The organism is Mesorhizobium sp. M0047 (assembly GCF_040323315.1).
Classification (GTDB): domain Bacteria; phylum Pseudomonadota; class Alphaproteobacteria; order Rhizobiales; family Rhizobiaceae; genus Mesorhizobium.
Genome location: NZ_JAMYUW010000047.1, coordinates 38,953 through 56,310, shown reverse-complemented (window position 1 = coordinate 56,310; position 17,358 = coordinate 38,953). Strand labels below are relative to the sequence as shown.

Below are 17,358 nucleotides of genomic sequence, written 5' to 3'. Positions count from 1 at the left end.
CCCAGCCCGACTCGACTATGAACATGCGATCACAATCCTCGCCCTGATTGACGATGACCGTCTCCGCCAGATAGCGCTTCGGCGTAAATCCCAGCCTTTTGATTAGCGCCGCATCGTCGTCATTAAGCCCGACATACGATGGTCGATCTTCGTCCCCGCGTAAAAATGGATGTGAAGTGTACGTCATTCAGAAGCAACCTCGCCCAACCACTGCCCGAACTACCTCCCTCCCTGAGATCCTACATTAAAATTGATGTGAAGAATATCCTCAATGGCAACAATCGATGGCATGGCGACGGCACTTTTTCGTTGAGAATTACAGGTCCCACCGCCTGGCCGACGGCGACAGGCGGCACGGCTAAGTGTTGTTCCTCTTGAAATCTTCTCGCATTGAATCAACTATTTCGCTGGCGATGAGGCAGCTGCGATTGTCCACTTGCTCGGCGGCATTTCGTAGCGTCGTCGACGCGTCCTTGAGCAGCCCTCTGATCTGTGATGCTGACAACAGCTCGGATGCTTCGAGCTCCAACAGCACCGATTCACTCACGTGCAGCGCAGCAAGCGCCACCGCTCTGGGCCTTGTAGCAAGCAGCTTTAGAAGGTCACCGCTGGGCTTGGCACGAACTTTTTTTTTGGCCATCATTGCGTCTCAACCGTTCGGACAAGAAGGTTCACGTCTCAAAGTTACAGCGCCTCGACGAATTAGCCGCATTCTTATGTTTGGGAGAGGTCGTTCAGTGCCTCTTCAGGCATTTTCCAGGAGCATACTATCCCGCTTTGCGGCCGCGACACAGAGGCAAGGGATACCGACTTCGCCTTAGCTACTAATTCCCTATCACCTCGGGTACCCTGCTCATAAGCGGCGCAGGAGAACGCAATCCTACGGCCTGAACAAAGTAGCATGATGGCAGGAATACGCATCTGCGGGGGCTAGCGCGGGCAATTTGCTTTTGGTGGTGAGCCGGCCTGGCTACTCCCTAAGGGTGTCTGGAGATAGACACACCCTCAGGTGATACTGCGGCTATGAACCGGACGTTCTACGCCAAGCTCTATCACATTGACGGCCTCGCGCGAGCCATCGGCTGGAAGAAACTGGTCTCAGTACTGCTTCGCCGCGCACTTGGGATCGAATCGCCGATGAAGGTTCGCTGTGGCAATCATGATCTGCTGATCAGGCCTACCGACAGCGACTTGTTTGTCATGTCACAGGTTTTTGGGCACGGCGAATATGAAATTGGAAAGCGTGGACAGAGCGCGCTCAACCGGCTCGCGGCAGGATGGAGACAGAGGGGGATCATACCCGTTATCGTGGATGCCGGAGCCAACGTTGGCTACTCGTCGATTTTCCTCAGAGACCAGTATCCCGATGCCATGGTGATGGCTATCGAACCGGATCGCCAAGCGCACGAAGTGTTGCTATCGAACTGTGCCGGTCTGGAGCGGATCATGCCTGTTTACGGCGCCCTCTGGTGCCATGAGGGCGAGGTTGCACTTGTCAACAGCGAGTGCCCATCGTGGGCACGCGGCGTCTCAGACGGAGAAGGCGTGCCGTCGCTCACCTTACCAGGCCTTCTTTCCAAACTGCCCAGGACGAAATTGTTGATGCTTAAGATGGATATTGAAGGCGCGGAGCTGGAGGCAACGCGTGACTGCGGCAAGGTCCTCAAGGATGTGCCGTGCATCATGGTGGAACCACACGACTTTATGTTTCCCGGCCGAGGCTGCCTCACTTCCGTCTACTCGCTTTTGAGCGGCAGGAACATCGACAGCCTCGTCAATGGCGAGAACCTGATATTCATTGCCTCGGAACTCCTGGCAGCACCAGCAGCCTCCCGGCGTCCGGCAGGGCGAAAGCGAGCGTTGCCGGCGCGCACGGCCAAGGCTGTGCCTTAGCGGCCCATATCCCGCCAGGAGCCGGGATCTGCGGAACCCTCGTCAACTTCAGTGCAGACGATCTACCATCTTCGCCAACCGTGGATGCGCCACGAACACCGTATCTTAGGATCGGCGGGTTAGGAGCGACTCCGTATCTGCCTCAAACCCGTCTTGCTCACGTCCACAGTTGGAAACGGGAAGGGTTCGACTTGGCCTGCGGTCTTGTCCAGATACTGCATCAACGCCGTCACCAAGTGGTAGAAGATGCTCGCGGGGACCTCCGTTGCCAGTGACCGTCCGCGCTCATCAATCTTGTCGACCCACAAGCCAAGCGGCGCGGGGTCGATATGCCATCTGAACAGGCGCGCGACACGGGCTTCGATCTCGGCTTTCAGGTCAGGCCCGCCAATACCATCCAAAGCTACGGCTGCCTTGACGGCTTCGCATTGCGGCCAGCTGCGGGAGAGCCGGTCGAGAGGGATTCCCTGCCGCGATACAGCAGCATATGCCAGACCTGTTGCCCGGTTCAATCCACTGGCGACCGCCGATGAATAGAGCTTCCTTGCGTAGGCGACCAAGTCTTTTTGGCCGCTCGCTCGTGCGAAATCGACAAGGAGCGAGGCCCACTCGAAGTGATGGCCCGGTTCGGTCCACTGTCCTTTGTCTCCCGGCAACGGCAACCAATCGGCGTCGAAATGTTCGCCAAGCGTCCAGCTTTCCTGGTCGAAGAAATGGCTCCGGAAGAGATCGATGATGCGCGCCGCCCGACGCAGATATTCACGGTCGCCCGTGGCGCCATACCAGGCAAGAAATGATTCCAGCATGTGCATGTGCGGGTTCGAAGATCGCGCACCGTTCCAGCCGGGGCTCTCGAGGAAGCCGGTCAGACTGTCGTGCTCGAGATGGGTGTCGACGAACTGAAACGTCTGTTGTGCTAGTTCCAGGGCATCCCGATGTCCGCATCGGTGAGCATGAGCCAGCGCCAGGAGCACGCAGGCATGGTCGTAGGCGTCCTCGGTCGGGTCGGCCACGCTGCCGTTGGCATTGAGAGTGCGCACCCAGCCGCCACGGTCCGTGCGGCCGTATTTTGCAATGAAGTCGATGCCATGGTCGATGAGTTTGTCCGCCGGTCCAGCCCAGCCGCGTTCCTTGGCCACCGCGAAAGCATAGATCTGGCGGGCCATCGTGCGCATGCGCTTGGGTCTGCCCAATGGCCTTGCATCGAAGCCGAGGGCCTCGTGGAAACCGCCGTATACATCATCGACACCCGCAGTGGACCACAGAGGCAGGGTTTCTTCGAAGAGCCAGTGTTCGACGCGCTTGCGCCATGAGCCGCTGACGATGACCCGGTCTTCGGAGGCGGTAAGTTTCGTTTCGAGGCGTCCGCCCTTCTCCAGCTGTTCGACGATTTTTTTTACGTCCTGGCTATGGCTGACCGGGGCGACGAATACTGCGTCCGGCGTCGCCACGATCGCCACATCCTTCATCCCGACGACAGTCAGCAATCGGCCCTGGCTTCTGAAGTAAGAGTCATGGCATTCGATGGCGACGACATCGCCCATTGTGACGTTGCCGTTGCTGTCCGTCGGGGTGACCTCCATCAGTGATTGCCACGATCCAAGGTCGGTCCAGCGGAAGGAGGCCGTAACCATTGCGATGTCTCGCGCATGCTCCATGACCGCGTAGTCGATCGAGGTCGAGGGGACAGCCAAGTAGAAGCCCTGTGGCAAGTACAGACCGGAGACGTCGGTCCGCGCGCTCTTGTGGGCCCGTTCCGCAGTGTCCCATATGTCCGGCTGGAATTCGAGAAAAGCCTTCCGCATGGTGTCGGCACGAAAAAGGAAAATCCCGGCGTTCCAGTAGAATTGCCCCGAAGACATGTATTTGCGGGCCGTCCTGACGTTTGGCTTTTCGACGAAGCGCGAAACCGAGGCTACTCCCTCAGCATTTGCCGTGGCCTCGATGTACCCATATCCGGTTTCGGGATGCGTCGGCTTGATGCCGAACACGATGATCCTTCCGGAAACCGCGGCAGGCACGCCCGTCTCGACGGTTTCCCAGAATTGCGTTGCGGTCGATATCTGATGGTCGGAGGGGACCACGAGCACAAGCGCGTCCGCCCCATGTTCGGCGATCGTCTGCAGGGTGGCTATAGCGACGGCGGCGGCGGTATTGCGGCCGACCGGCTCGAAGATTGGTCTGCCGCCGTTGAGGCCGAGCGGAGCTATGTCCGAGATGACGCGGTCGGCATGACGTTCGGAGGCTATCAGGTAGATCGGCGTGTCACCGTCCGGCCGCGCCTTGAGGCGGCGAACAGTCTTGGCAAGCATGGACCCGTCACCGGAAAGATCGTGGAATTGCTTGGGATTGTCTTCGCGCGAGAGCGGCCACAGCCGTGAGCCGACGCCGCCGCTCATGACAAAACTTACGATCCGGTCCGACATGATCCAATTCCCCTCAGAATGTCTGGTTGTAGGCTCCGACCTCTGGATTGCGGCGCAGCACGGCATCGAGAGCCTCGAACATCTCGCGACGCCGCTCTGGCGACACGGGGCTTTCCACAACGACCACGAGCTCCGGCTTGTTCGACGACGCCCTGACCAGACCCCATGTGCCGTCCTGGGCAACGACACGCACCCCATTGACGGTGACGAGATTTGCCAGCGGCTGGCCGGCGAACTCGGTCCCGTCCCCCTTCATTCTCGTGAATTCCCCGACAACTTTCGCGACCACGCCGTATTTCATCTCGTCCGGGCAGTGGGGCGACATGGTCGGGGTCCCGAAGGTCAGCGGCAGATCGCCGTAAAGGTCTGCGAGTGTCTTGCCCTGGTGACGGTCGAGCATCTGGCAGACGGCGATTGCGGTCAGGAGCCCGTCGTCGTAGCCGCGTCCGATCGGCGGGTTGAAGAAGAAATGTCCCGACTTTTCGAATCCAGCGATGGCACCGAGTTCGGCAACGCGCCTCTTGATGTAGGAGTGCCCGGTTTTCCAGTAATCCGTCCTGGCACTGTTTTGCAGGAGAACGGGATCGGTCATGAAAAGGCCTGTCGACTTGACGTCGACGACGAAGACGGAGTTCGGATGCAGCGTGGAGATGTCGCGTGCCAGCATGACACCGACCTTGTCTGCGAAAATCTCGTTGCCCTCGTTGTCGACCACGCCACAGCGGTCGCCGTCGCCGTCAAAACCGAGCCCGATATCGGCACCTGTCTCCAGAACCTTGTCCCGGATCGCGTGCAGCATCTGCATGTCTTCGGGATTGGGGTTGTGACGCGGAAACGTGTGGTCGAGCTCTGTGTCAAGCGGGATGACCTCGCAGCCGATGCCTTCCAGCACCTGCGGTGCAAACGCGCCTGCTGTTCCGTTGCCGCAGGCGGCCACCACCTTCAGCCTTCGGCCGAGCTTCTTTCCGGCAGTCAGGTCTTCGATGTATCTTTCGCGAAATCGGGGCATGAATTCGTAGCTTCCCCCGCCAATGAGATCGAAATCGCCGTCCAGCACAAGCGTTTTCAAAGCTGTCATCTCCTTAGGCCCGAAGGTCAGAGGCCGTTGCGCCCCCATCTTCACCCCTGTCCAGCCGTTCTCGTTGTGGGAGGCTGTCACCATGGCCACTGAAGGAGCGTCGAGCGCGAACTGGGCAAAATAGGCCGTGGGAGAAAGCGCAAGGCCGATGTCCTTGACGCGCGCGCCGGCCGCCATCAAGCCACAGGTCAGCGCCATCTTGATCGCCATGGAATAGCTGCGGAAATCATGGCCAGTAACGATGTCGGGGCCAACACCCATTCGGCGGATCAAGGTGCCGAGCCCCATGCCGATCGCCTGCACGCCCATCAGGTTGAGTTCTGGTTCTTTCTCCGAGCCTGGCTGTCCGAACCACCAGCGCGCGTCATATTCCCGAAAGCCTGTGGCTTTGATCAGGGCACTGGTTTCGAAGGCGAATGTATTTGGCCTGGCTTGTCCGACTATGTTCACGGTCACGGCTTCCGCTCCGCAGTTAGCGCCAGCAGTCGTAGCACGCGCCGGACGCGGCCGCGTTCATGAATTCGAGGAGCCCTAACGCCTTAGCCGCCACCCCCTCATCCAATAGGAGCATGCCCGCCGGTGACCGAAAGAATGTCTCGTCCAATCATGAGGGTCTTGTATTCTGCAAGGTGCCTCCGGCTCGGGCGCAGAGAAAGGTGGGCTGCAACATGCCGCTGGCCGCATTCCGATTCCCGTTCGGCCAGGATCTCGTCGAAAGGCGGTTCGGTCGCCTGCCCCGCCTTCTCGAGGGCATTCAGGTGGACATCGAGAAAGAAGTAGCGGCACTGCGTCCGTCCCTGGAAAGGATGACGGACTGCGCGGCGTTCATCCTGGAGGCGATGGAAAATGACGAGAGCCCCGAACGAATGTCCGCGCAGATCAATACTCTCGAACAGAACCTGGCACTCAGCCGCAGACGGCAGGCCTTGCTGGCATAGCAGACATCATGAGCAGCGGTGCCGCGCATTCTACCGCCCCACAGGACATAAGGTCCGCATACGCCAATTGGCGGCGTTTACCTTCCGGAGCGCGGGCGTAATCTTCCCCAGCAGTCTGGGATCGCGGGGCCTTGGCTTTCAACGAGAAGATCGGCCGAATGCAATCGCCTGCCTGCAAGGGGCGGGCTGCGCCATGCCTGCGGGAGAGACTGAATGAATCGCATGTTCTCCCGTCAATGGCCTTCGACAACGGACCGGCAGGCTTCCGCCGGCCAGGAGTTCATTGGGCTCTCCGATATCATCGAATTTCTGCGCCGTTATGCGGGAACCATCGTAGCCTGCCTTGCTGCCGCTCTCTTGTTGGCCGGGTTCTACAATTCGAGCACCGACCCAACTTTCATCGCCAGCGCACAGATTCTGATCGAGCCGAAATTGCCGCAACACCTGCAGGAGGGCGGCGAAGTGAATCTGTCGTTGGATACCGCCCAGGTGGAAAGCCAGATCGCGGTGATGCAGTCGGAAAAAATCGCGACAATGGTGCTTGACCAGTTGAAACTCGTCGACGATCCGGAGTTCAATCGTTCGCAGTCTCCGACTTTGCGGGACAGACTCAGGAAGACCGGAGCAGTCCTGCTTGACACCTTAGGGCTTCGGAAAAGCGCCTGGCTGGAGCATTTCGCCTTTAGCGTGCCTGCCGCACCTGCGATGCTGACCGATTTTCAAAAGTTCCGCCGTAGCATGTTGGTTTTCCGCAACGGCCTCGACGTCCGCAGAGTCGGCGTTTCCTACGCGATTGACATATCCTTCACCTCTCCTGATCCCGAGGGCGCAGCCAGGATTGCGAACGCCACGGCCGATGCCTTCGTGCGCGAGCAGATCGAAACCAAGACCGACGCCGCAAAGGAAGGAGGCGCATGGCTGGAAATGCGGCTTCAGCAGCTGCGCACCCAAATGAATGAGGCTATGGCGAAAGCGCAGCAGTTCCGGTCACGGCACGACTACAGCGTCGGCAATGAAGCCAAAGGAGACGGGACGAGTGCTGAGCCGACGCTCGAAGAACTTGAGGTGACGGCTGAAACCTACCAGAAGATGTACGAGAGTTTCTTGCAGGCCTACACCAACTCGGTTAGCCAGCAGTCGTATCCGGTTGCCGATGCAAGGGTCATCACGGCTGCGACGGCGCCGCTCAATGCGAGCGCTCCAAGGCCGAAGTTGATGCTGGCCTTCGCCGTGGTTGCCGGTCTCATTTCCGGCATCGGACTTGCGTTTGTAAGGCACGCGTTTGACTGGTCCATAAGGTCGCCGCGACAGATCCGCGACACTCTTGGTGTCGAATGCGTTGGGGAACTGCCGCCGATCGGCAGAAGATCGGGCCTTGTCGACGAGGTGGCAAGATCTCCGCAATCCCGATACAGCCATAGCCTGAGAAAAGTGCGAACCGAAATAAGTCTCGCGGAAACCAGCCGCCCGATCAAGTTCCTTGGATTGACCGCCGTATCCAACGACAGTTCGAAGAGTTCCGTCGCCAGCAATCTTGCCACGCTCTACTCGATGTCCGGCTTGAAGACGCTGGTGATTGACGCCGACATCCGGCGCCCGATCATGACCACGCGGCTTCTGGGCCAGTTTGGAGCCCTCGAGCAACCGTGCCAGGACCCTGTCCGTCTCAACATCGTTCGTGCTCCGGGGCGGCCGTTCGACATACTTTCCAGTTCGATCGTGGACGCCAGACACCTCCTGGCACCGAGCAAGATAGAGGCATTCCTCTCGGAGCTTACCGCTAGCGACCTTGCCGCCAACAACCTTGCTGCCTACGACATTGTCATATTCGACTTGCCGACGCTTGCCTCGGGTGCCGACGAACTGATTGTCGGATCCGTCCTGGACGGCGTGGTGATTGTTGCCGAGTGGGGCAAGACACAGGTCCAGACGCTGCAGGAACTTGTCAGGACATTGCAGGCCAGCAGGACGCCGATACTCGGCGTACTCTTGGCGAGCGCCCGCGGGACGACGGCCAAGCGGCACAAAGCATGAAACCGTAGCGGGACCTTCTCCTTCGGAAGTTGCAAGAAGTTTAGGGGATCATTCCTTGGGATTAGGGGGATAGCCCCAGCGCGTCATGCTACTTCCTTTGCCCTTCTTGCCGACAACCTCTGCCCTTGGAAGAGTGCAGCGAACAAGTCGAAACAGCGATTGTTCCATGACAACGAATGCCTTCGAGTCACATCAGGGAACCCCGAGCTGGGCTCAGCCATCTTTGCCTATCCCGGCCGACAGCCGAGCGGCAGTCCTGCACGTTCTTCCCGCGTCCGACAACAACAGTGCCGCGGCAGTGTTGACGGATCTGTCGCCCGTCGTCAGGTCGGGACCGACGAACCCTCCTGTGGGCGGTCTCCTGAAGCGGATCATGGATCTGGTCGTAGCAATCACCGCGCTTATGGCAGCCGCGCCGGTGATGATTGTCGTTGCCCTGCTGATCAGGATGACGGCAGGAGGCCCGACAGTGTTCTCGCACAGCCGCATCGGCTTCGGCGGAAAGCCATTCGATTGCTACAAGTTCCGCTCAATGGTCGCCAATTCGGACGAAGTTCTGAAGGCATATCTCGACAGCAACCCTCAAGTCAGGGTCGAGTGGGCCGAGACCCGCAAGATCAGGAACGACCCCCGCGTCACGCCACTTGGGTGGATGCTGCGTAAGTCGAGCCTCGACGAACTCCCGCAACTGTTCAACATCATCCGCGGCGACATGAGCTGTGTAGGCCCAAGGCCCATCGTCAAGGACGAACTCAAATGCTACGGCGACCAGTTAGGGGAATACCTTCGGGCAAGGCCGGGGCTCACCGGTCTGTGGCAGGTGAGCGGAAGAAGCAGCATGGATTACGCCAACCGCGTGGCGCTGGACAGCCATTATGTGCGGAACTGGTCGATCTGGCTCGATATCGTGATCCTGTTCAGGACGGGTATCGCAGTGATGCGCTTCGACCGAGCTTCCTGAAGTCCCGCCTTGTCACCTTTCCGTCCGCTTCCGTCGGGCAGACAGGAACAGACCGATGATGTACGCGCCAGCCAATACGAATGCCATGATCAGGAATTGAGTGACGGTCACGTGGCCCGGCAACCCGAGCCCGTTCCAGGCAAAGCTTCCGATCACAAGCAGCGCCGTTGCCGCGATCAGCGCCGGAGCCTTGAAGCGCAGTCCCATCAGAACGCCTGCCGCCGATATTGCGATTACACTCATGAGCACCGACATCTCCACTGATACCCGCAGGACTGATCGCCTCACTGCGGCAGGGAAGTTATCGTCAGCGTGTGCTCACTGGATATGCGGCCTCAAAGTGCAAGGCAAGTGGCGCCCGGCATGCTTGGAAGGTCCGCCTGACGAACTTGAAGCAATTCCGGGAAAAGCGCCCGGCGGTTTTCCGCCTGGAATTGCAAAAGAACCAAGCACTTGCAGCGCGTCGGCAGCTCCATCGGAGGCTGAACCGCTCAGGCCTTACCGCCGGCTTTAAACCGGCCACCAACGGTCTCGCTATCGGAGGCCCAAAGGCGTTGCGAGCTGGCGCCCTCGCCGAATCATGAGGCTTGTCAGTTGGTACCCTGAACAGGAAACGTCCCTGCCTGGAGGTCGCCCTCTACAGGTAGGCCAGCCAAACCTGACTGCGGCGGGGGGATCTCGATCTTCACGGTATCGCCTGGTTCGATCGGCGTCGTTTCGGCGGCCGTGAGTTCTTTCGTGCCGGTGTCCGTCGTCCTTACGATCTTGAAGATCGGTTTGGCGCTTTCGGAGCGTTGCTTAAGGGCGAGCAGGGCGGGCGCCGTGACAGCGGTCTCGTGCAGCAACTGCGCCGCGGTGTCGGCTTTGCTGGTGACTTCATTTAGCTGGGACTGGGTCTCGCGCAAGGTTCCGGCAACCTCGTTGGCGTGCTGGTTGTTGAGATTGAGGATCTCGATGTCGGTCTTGCTTATCTCCTGCCTGACCCGCAAGAGCGAGGTCTCGGCAGCCAGCTTGTCGCCCTGCATCTGCGCGACCGTGCCCTCCAGACTGAGCTCCCGTGGTGCGACCGCCAGCCCCTTCTGGACAAGGGCTGATACACCCGCCAATTCCTTCTGAATGAGTTCTATCTGTTTGTCGCGGAAGATCAGCTGCTGCTCAAGCGAGTCCAGTTCCTTTTCAAGGAATTCCCTGAGTTCGCGCAGCGAGCGCAGTTGCGTCGTCATCGCGTCTTTGCGGACAGCGAAGATCCTGCGCTCCTGCACCATTGCCACCGCGACCGTTGCATTCGAAGCCCTATCCTGCAGGTCCGCAGGGAAAGTGACGTCCTCGGCGCCAGCGAGTTCGGACTCCAGTCGAGCTTTGCGCGCGAGCAGAGTGACAGTAGTCAGCGCCAGCAAACCCACGTCGCCTTGGCCGGCGATGACCTCGCGCTCTAGCCTCGGGATGTCGTCTTCGTGCGTTCGCAGGCCGCCGGCGATCCCCAGGGCCTGCAGCACCGTCAGTCCCGGCCTGTAGGGAAACTCGCCGGGTTGTGTGACGTAGCCGACTATGTAGAAAGGCCTGTATTGGGTAATCTCGACGGCGACATCCGGCTGGCGGCCGAGGCCCATGTGCTGCATCAGCCGGTCGCCGATCGCGCGGGCGAGATCGCCAGGTGCGGCGCCCTCGGCACGAATCTGGCCGACAAAGGGAAGAAAGAGCGTCCCGTCGGCGCCGACGACGAAATCGTCGTTGAGAGCCGTCCACTCAAAGATGACGTCGCGTGACGCGCGCCATTCATAAACCTTGAGCCTGATTTTGTCCTGAGGACCGAGCAGATACTCGGCAGCCGCCGACGGCAAGGTGAAGGCGGCTGCGACCGCGAATGAAGCCACTACCGTTACACGCCATTTCCGCATTGTCTTGCCCGCCGTCAGATCTTCAGGATGTATTCGGGTTCGATCCGTCCCGTGGCAACATGCAGGATCGCCAGCATGTTTCCCCTAAGCCTACCCCTGCGATCGACGTACGGCTCTGGCCGCAGGCTCTTTGCAAGATTGGCTGCAATATTCCTGAGCATCAGCGGGATCGCGAAAGAGGCCGGAACGGAGCCCTTCCTGACCAGATAGATCGCATTTGCGACCTGGGAGTAGCCGAATCGCTCTCCGCTGACCCGCCCGGACTTGATGCCGAGATGGACGCCAGTGATTGAAGTCACGCAGACCACCCGGCCTTTTGATCTCATCTGGCTGGTGAAGTCGATGTCTTCCTGCCAGCCGTAGAGGACGAGGCGCTCGTCGAAGCGCAAATCGCCTACAAGAGAGGAACGCAAGGACATGTTGCAACCGTATGCACCGACATGGTCGACCACTGAGGGCCCATGATTTTTCTTGCCCTTGACTTCCAGCAGGGCGGCTTCGGCCTCTTCCCAGCTCAGGCCCGCAGTCTTGGCCCCATCCTTGATGACCGTGCCCATCGCGACAGCCCATTCGTCATTTTGCGCGAAAGCTTTCTCGATCTGCTCTAGGTATTGGACGGACGGAACAAAATCGTCGTCGAAGAAAGTGACGATATCGAACCGCCCCAACGAAGGTGCGAGAGCCCTGTTCCGCTGGGCGGCAAGTCCCTTGGATCCGAAAACGAATGACACCTGGAAAGGACAGCTTTCCGGCAGGTCGACATGCGCGGCGTCGGGCGCCGACACCATGACCTCATCAGGAAGCCTCGTCTGGCCCCCCAAATATCCGAGCAAACGCGCGACCTGTCCGCTGCGGCCAAGGGTCGGGATGATCACTATTAGTCTCATGCTCGATCCAGCTTCGGTTTCGTCGAACCTAGATTGCAGAGTGGACCGAAACAGCCTGCATAAAAGGAGATGGGAGGAGCCTGGCCTACCGCCAGACACAGACATTCGGAGTATCCCCGGTGACGGACCACATCCACAAGGTGCGTAACCGATCGGACAGCTTGCTGAAGCTACGACATGGAATGGAGACTGCCAGCCCTAGAGGTTAGGGGGAACCATGCTCCACGAACGCTCTTCCGATTTGGCCGTCGCTGCCAAGATCGATGTATCCATCCCGGAATTGCCGGCCGCGCCTGGCGTCGACAGTCATGCCAGGATAGCGATCGTTCATGACTGGTGCCCGAATTTCCGGGGAGGAGAAAGGGTCCTTGCGCAAATCTGCAAGCAGTTCCCCAACGCCGAGGTCTTCACGATTTTCGATTTCCTACCGCAAGAGGTGAAGGAGCAATATTTCCACGACGTGGAATTCCATACGTCTGCGGCCAACCGGATTCCGATGGTCCGTAAATTCTATCAATCCCTCTTCTTTTTCTGTCCGTTCCTGATCGAGCAGTTCGACGTAACCGGCTACGACGCGGTGATCTCGTCTTCGGCCGCATTTTCGCGCGGCGTCATCACCAGGCCGGACCAGCCGCATCTCTGCTACGTGCACAGCCCCGTCCGCTACGCCTGGGATGAGCAATTTTCCTATCTTCAGCAAGGACGGCTTGGCTTCGGCCCCAAGGGAATGCTCTATCGCTACATGCTCCATCGCCTGAGGACGTGGGATACGAGAACCGCGCACGGTCCAGACCTGATGCTGGCGAACTCGAATTATGTCCGCTCCCGTATCCAGCACATTTACGGGCGCCAGGCGCGCGTCGTTTTCCCGCCGGTCTCACTGGCGGAACTGCCCTGTGTTGAGGACAAGGAAGACTACTACGTTTCGGCTTCCTTTCTCACCCCCTACAAGCGTACCGATTTGGTGATTAAAGCTTTTAACGAGATGCCATCCCGGCGGCTGGTCGTCGTTGGCGAAGGGCAGCAATCAGCCAGCTTGCGGGCGCTTGCTGGCCCCAACGTCACCTTCTCGGGTTACCTGCCCCGCAAAGACTATGTGGACACCGTGGCGCGAGCGCGGGCGATGGTCTTTGCTGGCTGCGAGGATTTCGGGATAGCGCTGGCCGAAGCGCAAGCTTGCGGAACCCCGCTGGTCGCCTTCGGCCGCGGCGGAGCCGTGGACATCGTCCAGCGCCTGGGATCATCCCCCGAACCGACAGGCGTACTGTTCAAGGCGCAGACCGTCGATCACCTCAAGGAAGCAGTCGCACAGTTCGAACAGAACAGCCATGCCATCGCGCCCCGCGCCTGCGCCAGGAATGCAGCTCGCTTTTCCGAAGACAAATTCGACCGCGCTGTCCTGGAATCGCTCGGGGCCGTCCAGGCACTTCACGAGATCATGTGAATTCGCGAGCCCTCACGACCTTCGTGTCCGTCTCGACACCGTCTGCGGCGGCCATTGCCTCGAGATAACGCAAGGCCGTCGCTCTCCAACTGTAGGCCGAGGATCTCGCCCGTCCCTTGCCTATCATCTGCAGCCGCAGGTGCTGAGAATTGCGAAGCTGCACGAAACAGTCGAGCCATGCCTCCGGATCGTCGGGAGGAGCAAACAGTGCTGCGTTCCCGCAGACTTCAGGCAGGCTGGCTCGGTCGGAAACCACCACCGGGCAGCCGACCGCCATTGCCTCGAGCGCGGGAAGACCGAAGCCCTCTGTCAGCGAAGGGAAAGCCAGGCATAGCGAGTCCTTGAGGAGGGCCGCCAATTCGCCATCGGAAATGCGGCCGAGCCAGTGGATGTTTCGAGCTTCGGTCCTGGCTGGTCCTGACCTGAAGACGCGCGAACCCGACATGCCGACGATCGCGATTCTGAATCCGGCTTCGGCAAGGCGATCAGCCATGTTCAGGAGCAGTCCCATATTCTTATGGGGTGCGGCACTGCCGATCATAACAATGGTTTCCGGCGATACCGCCAGTCGTGTCCTGACCGAGTGTTCTGGCGTCCATCGCAAGGCATGCTCACGGCCGTTGGGGGCTACGAAGGCCCGTTGCGCGGTGATGACGCCGCGGCGGACCAGCTCGCCCAGCGAGTAATCGGAAACGGTCGAAACACGCCATGCCGTCTTGCCGAGGCATGGCAACAGCGTTTTGTAGAAATTCCTGAAGGCACGGGAATAGCTCTGTGGCGCATTCCAGACGTTTGCGTCGTGGATGCAGACGATATGCTTCCGGGAAAGCAGTGGTCCCGTGTTGCAGAGGCTGAGCAATCCGCCGCTGTCGAGTGATAGCGGGAGCCGGGTCTGCTCCCAGATATGTCCGCTCGTGCGGCCGATCTCGTGGCGTTCGATGAAAGCGAGGGGGATCTGATCGGACCCGGGCGGGCAGTGCAGTCTCACTTCAAGCCCGCGGGCGAGGGGCCCCTGTTCCGCGATCAAGGTGTCGAGCGAACCAACGAGCTCGCGCGCATAGCGCTGGACGCCTGTTGTCGGCTGGGAAAGAAAGCGCCCATTGATTGTCCAACGCCGTGTCATGCCGACCCCCTTTGACACCTTCAGTGTGGGGCAGCAAAGACGCCTGGTCACGATGGCCATCGGTTCATCCGGCTAATCGCGAATCATCCGGATAGCCGAGGCTGGACAGTGTGCCTACCTCAAACGTTTGAGGGCCTGAGTGCCCCCGGCAATGCTAGTCTCGCACGGGGTGCAAAAGGGCTGGGGAAGTGGACATGGGTAAGCTCGAGTTCGGCACGACGGAGTCGCCACCGCTAAGGCCGCCCGGACGGCTGAATAGCCGCCGCGCCGAGACAGCGCTGGCGAGATCGCTTGCCGACGGTGCCGAATCCCCGATCGGGCATCCCGCTCGGGCATGGGCGAACCAGGAAACGCCGAGGCGACGCTGGACGATAAACGGGGATTTCACGACGCTTCGGCCGAGCGGCGTAGCCCGTTACGCCCGCGAGGTAACCCTGGCCCTCGACGCTCTCATTTTCGAAGGGCATCCCCTCGGTCGCGACCTGGAGATCGATCTCGTGGTGCCGCGCCCGCTTTCGGAACCTCTCCGCCTCAATGCCATCTCCGTGCGCGTCGTGCCCGAATTCAACAAGCCGCGACTTCCCCAATTCTGGGTGCAGGCGCAGTTACCTTGGCATGTGCCCGGAGGATTGCTGAGCTTCTGCAATCTCGCTCCGGTCGTGCTGAGGCGCCACATCGCTTGCATCCACGACATGCACACCAGGCTCATGCCGTCGAGCTACGCACGGGGGTTTCGGTGGGCGCACCGGCTGATCCTGCCGGCACTTGGCTGGCGGGCCGCGCGCATCACCACGGTCTCCCAACTGTCGCGCAGCCATCTTGTCGAGTTCGGGATCGCGCCAGAAGAAAGCATCGTCGTAACCTACAATGGAAGCGATCATGCGAAGAGATGGGATGCAGCGAGATCGTCGTTGGCCGTCGATCGCGGCAGGCCGTATGTCCTCTGTCTTGGCAGGCGGGGCCAGGAATACAAAAACATGGGACTTCTCGCCAGATTGGCATCACTCCTCGATGATATGGGCCTCGACCTCTGGATGCCAGGAGATGTCGACGAGGCTACGGTTCTACGGTACGTTCCGCAAATGCCCGGAAACATCGTCCTCATCGGCCGCATTGAGGATGACGACTTCAAGAAGGCGCTCGAAGGCGCCCTGTGCTTCCTGTTCCCGTCACGGATCGAGGGCTTCGGGCTGCCTGCCGTCGAGGCGATGGCTTCCGGCTGCCCGGTCGTGGCCTCGACCTCGCCATGTCTCCCTGAAATCTGCGGGGATTCGGCTCTCTATGCCGATCCCGACGACGTGCAGTCGTGGGCCGAGGCCGTCCGCCTGCTGATGCTTGCCCCGGACCTGCGGCAGCGCTTGGTTGCCAAGGGGCACGCCAGGGCGAACAGTTATTCCTGGCGATGGATTGCCTGGAAATACCTCGAACTCATGATCCAGGTCGACGCCGATTTCGCCGAGTTCGGCAGTTGACCCGCGACCAGACTGCGGATTGATCCCAAGGAGAGGGCGATGAACGGACGGACCGACCCCCTGGGCCTACACGCCGCGGGCGGACGGGCCTGCGGCAACATGCTTGTTTTCGACAACTCGCTGTCGATCCTTAACCGGACCGGAGCATACCACATTGCCAAGGACCTGACCCGAGAATTCGTCCCGGGCTGGGCAGGAGTCCGGTACTGGCGGCTGGGTTCCTTCGCTCCTGAGGGCCTTGTCCGGAAGATCGTCGCCCGGCTGATGATGCTGGAGATCAACTGGCTCCGGGATAGCGAAGCGTTCCTGATCCGAGACAAGGTCGACGGGCCCGCCTTCCGATTGTTTCTGGATCCGCTCTACGTCCTTAGGTCACGTCTGACGAAGAACGATATCGTCCTGTGCCACGATGTCGGCCCGCTGACGCATAGCGACCTCTATGACGAACGGACCTGTTCGAACTACCGTCTGGCCTACGAGAAAATCCGGCGCGTGAGGCCTGGCGTGGTTTTCGTCAGCAATTTTTCGGCGAGCCACTTTGAGTTGCTTTTCGGGTCCGATTTTCGGTTCCTGAAGACAATCCCCCTCTACCTGCGCACCGAACTGTTCGATGGCCCGGCGGAGGCAGTCCCAAGCGTAAGCGGTGCGTTCTTTCTTACCGTCGGCGCGTTCGAAACCCGAAAGAACCAAATCGCCGCCTTGAAGGCGTATCGGGACGGCGAATTCCATCGCCAGGGGGTCGGATATATCCTATGTGGATCGCGCGGTGCCGGCCATGCAGAGATCGCGGAACTTGCAGGGACCGTGCCCGGCGTGAGGCTCATGGGGTACGTTCCCGACGCGCAGCTGCGCTGGCTCTATGCAAATGCCGAGGCATTTGTCCTGCCAAGCCTTCTCGAAGGTTTCGGGATGCCGGCACTCGAGGCGGCTTACATGGGGCTGCTGCCCATAGTATCTGCCGACAGTGCTCTCGTGGAGGCCGTCGGAGCCAATTGCTTGCAGGTGCGACCGGACTACCCCCCTGCGATCGCGGACGCAATGTGGAAAGCGCTTTCCCGGAGCCCTGCGGAGAAAGCGCCAACAAGCCGCTTGCTGCGCGACACTGCGTCAGCCGCAACCAAGGAGCGGTTCCTGCAGCAATGGAGGGAGCTGCTGATTACGGGCAGCTAGAACTGAATGTGCGAACGTTCTGCGGGCATGAAGC

14 protein-coding genes and 1 pseudogene are annotated in these 17,358 nt (G+C 60.1%); 7 read left to right on the top strand and 8 right to left on the bottom strand.

Features of this window, described 5'->3' with window-relative positions; all coding sequences use genetic code 11:
* Positions 1-187 (bottom strand): annotated as a pseudogene (locus tag NKJ89_RS30515) (Crp/Fnr family transcriptional regulator); the annotation flags it as partial.
* 171 nt (positions 188-358) lie between these two features.
* On the bottom strand, positions 359-643 hold the full coding sequence (locus NKJ89_RS30510; protein ID WP_352608039.1) for a hypothetical protein: 285 nt from the start codon (positions 641-643) through the stop codon (positions 359-361).
* A gap of 380 nt (positions 644-1,023) precedes the next feature.
* Between NKJ89_RS30510 and NKJ89_RS30505 the strand changes: the two genes are divergently transcribed.
* Entirely contained in the window at positions 1,024-1,893 is an 870-nt protein-coding gene (locus NKJ89_RS30505) for an FkbM family methyltransferase (protein ID WP_352608037.1), read from the top strand.
* A gap of 119 nt (positions 1,894-2,012) precedes the next feature.
* Here NKJ89_RS30505 and NKJ89_RS30500 read toward each other — a convergent pair whose 3' ends face one another.
* Positions 2,013-4,319, bottom strand: a complete 2,307-nt coding sequence (locus tag NKJ89_RS30500; RefSeq protein ID WP_352608035.1) for a mannose-1-phosphate guanylyltransferase/mannose-6-phosphate isomerase — start codon at positions 4,317-4,319, stop codon at positions 2,013-2,015.
* A gap of 13 nt (positions 4,320-4,332) precedes the next feature.
* Positions 4,333-5,853: a phosphomannomutase/phosphoglucomutase gene (locus NKJ89_RS30495; RefSeq protein ID WP_352608033.1), complete on the bottom strand. Its 1,521-nt coding sequence runs from the start codon at positions 5,851-5,853 to the stop codon at positions 4,333-4,335.
* A gap of 212 nt (positions 5,854-6,065) precedes the next feature.
* Here NKJ89_RS30495 and NKJ89_RS30490 point away from each other — a divergent pair, with 212 nt between their 5' ends.
* The 3 genes from NKJ89_RS30490 (at position 6,066) to NKJ89_RS30480 (ending at position 9,330) form a co-directional block, all read left to right on the top strand.
* Positions 6,066-6,335: a hypothetical protein gene (locus NKJ89_RS30490; protein WP_352608031.1), complete on the top strand. Its 270-nt coding sequence runs from the start codon at positions 6,066-6,068 to the stop codon at positions 6,333-6,335.
* A 213-nt stretch (positions 6,336-6,548) separates the two neighbouring features.
* Positions 6,549-8,369, top strand: a complete 1,821-nt coding sequence (locus NKJ89_RS30485; protein ID WP_352608029.1) for a GumC family protein — start codon at positions 6,549-6,551, stop codon at positions 8,367-8,369.
* A gap of 166 nt (positions 8,370-8,535) precedes the next feature.
* Positions 8,536-9,330 carry a sugar transferase gene (locus NKJ89_RS30480; RefSeq protein WP_352608027.1) on the top strand — a complete coding sequence of 265 codons (795 nt, stop codon included), beginning with the start codon at positions 8,536-8,538 and terminating at the stop codon, positions 9,328-9,330.
* Positions 9,331-9,342: 12 nt separating this feature from the next.
* Here NKJ89_RS30480 and NKJ89_RS30475 read toward each other — a convergent pair whose 3' ends face one another.
* The 3 genes from NKJ89_RS30475 to NKJ89_RS30465 form a co-directional block, all read right to left on the bottom strand.
* Entirely contained in the window at positions 9,343-9,573 is a 231-nt protein-coding gene (locus tag NKJ89_RS30475; RefSeq protein WP_352608024.1) for a hypothetical protein, read from the bottom strand.
* Positions 9,574-9,920: 347 nt separating this feature from the next.
* Complete coding sequence (locus NKJ89_RS30470) at positions 9,921-11,228, bottom strand: polysaccharide biosynthesis/export family protein (protein WP_352608021.1); 1,308 nt, start codon at positions 11,226-11,228, stop codon at positions 9,921-9,923.
* 14 nt (positions 11,229-11,242) lie between these two features.
* Positions 11,243-12,115: a glycosyltransferase family 2 protein gene (locus NKJ89_RS30465; protein ID WP_352608045.1), complete on the bottom strand. Its 873-nt coding sequence runs from the start codon at positions 12,113-12,115 to the stop codon at positions 11,243-11,245.
* Positions 12,116-12,332: 217 nt separating this feature from the next.
* Here NKJ89_RS30465 and NKJ89_RS30460 point away from each other — a divergent pair, with 217 nt between their 5' ends.
* Positions 12,333-13,559 carry a glycosyltransferase gene (locus tag NKJ89_RS30460; RefSeq protein ID WP_352608019.1) on the top strand — a complete coding sequence of 409 codons (1,227 nt, stop codon included), beginning with the start codon at positions 12,333-12,335 and terminating at the stop codon, positions 13,557-13,559.
* On the opposite strand, the gene NKJ89_RS30455 is transcribed toward NKJ89_RS30460, so the two are convergent.
* Positions 13,552-14,682, bottom strand: a complete 1,131-nt coding sequence (locus NKJ89_RS30455) for a glycosyltransferase family 4 protein (protein ID WP_352608016.1) — start codon at positions 14,680-14,682, stop codon at positions 13,552-13,554. The genes NKJ89_RS30460 and NKJ89_RS30455 overlap by 8 nt on opposite strands.
* 194 nt (positions 14,683-14,876) lie before the next feature.
* Between NKJ89_RS30455 and NKJ89_RS30450 the strand changes: the two genes are divergently transcribed.
* Both NKJ89_RS30450 and NKJ89_RS30445 read left to right on the top strand, forming a co-directional pair.
* Positions 14,877-16,154, top strand: coding sequence for a glycosyltransferase family 4 protein (locus NKJ89_RS30450; RefSeq protein ID WP_352608014.1), 1,278 nt, complete (start codon positions 14,877-14,879; stop codon positions 16,152-16,154).
* Positions 16,155-16,193: 39 nt separating this feature from the next.
* Positions 16,194-17,324 carry a glycosyltransferase gene (locus NKJ89_RS30445; RefSeq protein WP_352608012.1) on the top strand — a complete coding sequence of 377 codons (1,131 nt, stop codon included), beginning with the start codon at positions 16,194-16,196 and terminating at the stop codon, positions 17,322-17,324.
* The last annotated feature ends 34 nt before the right edge of the window (positions 17,325-17,358 follow it).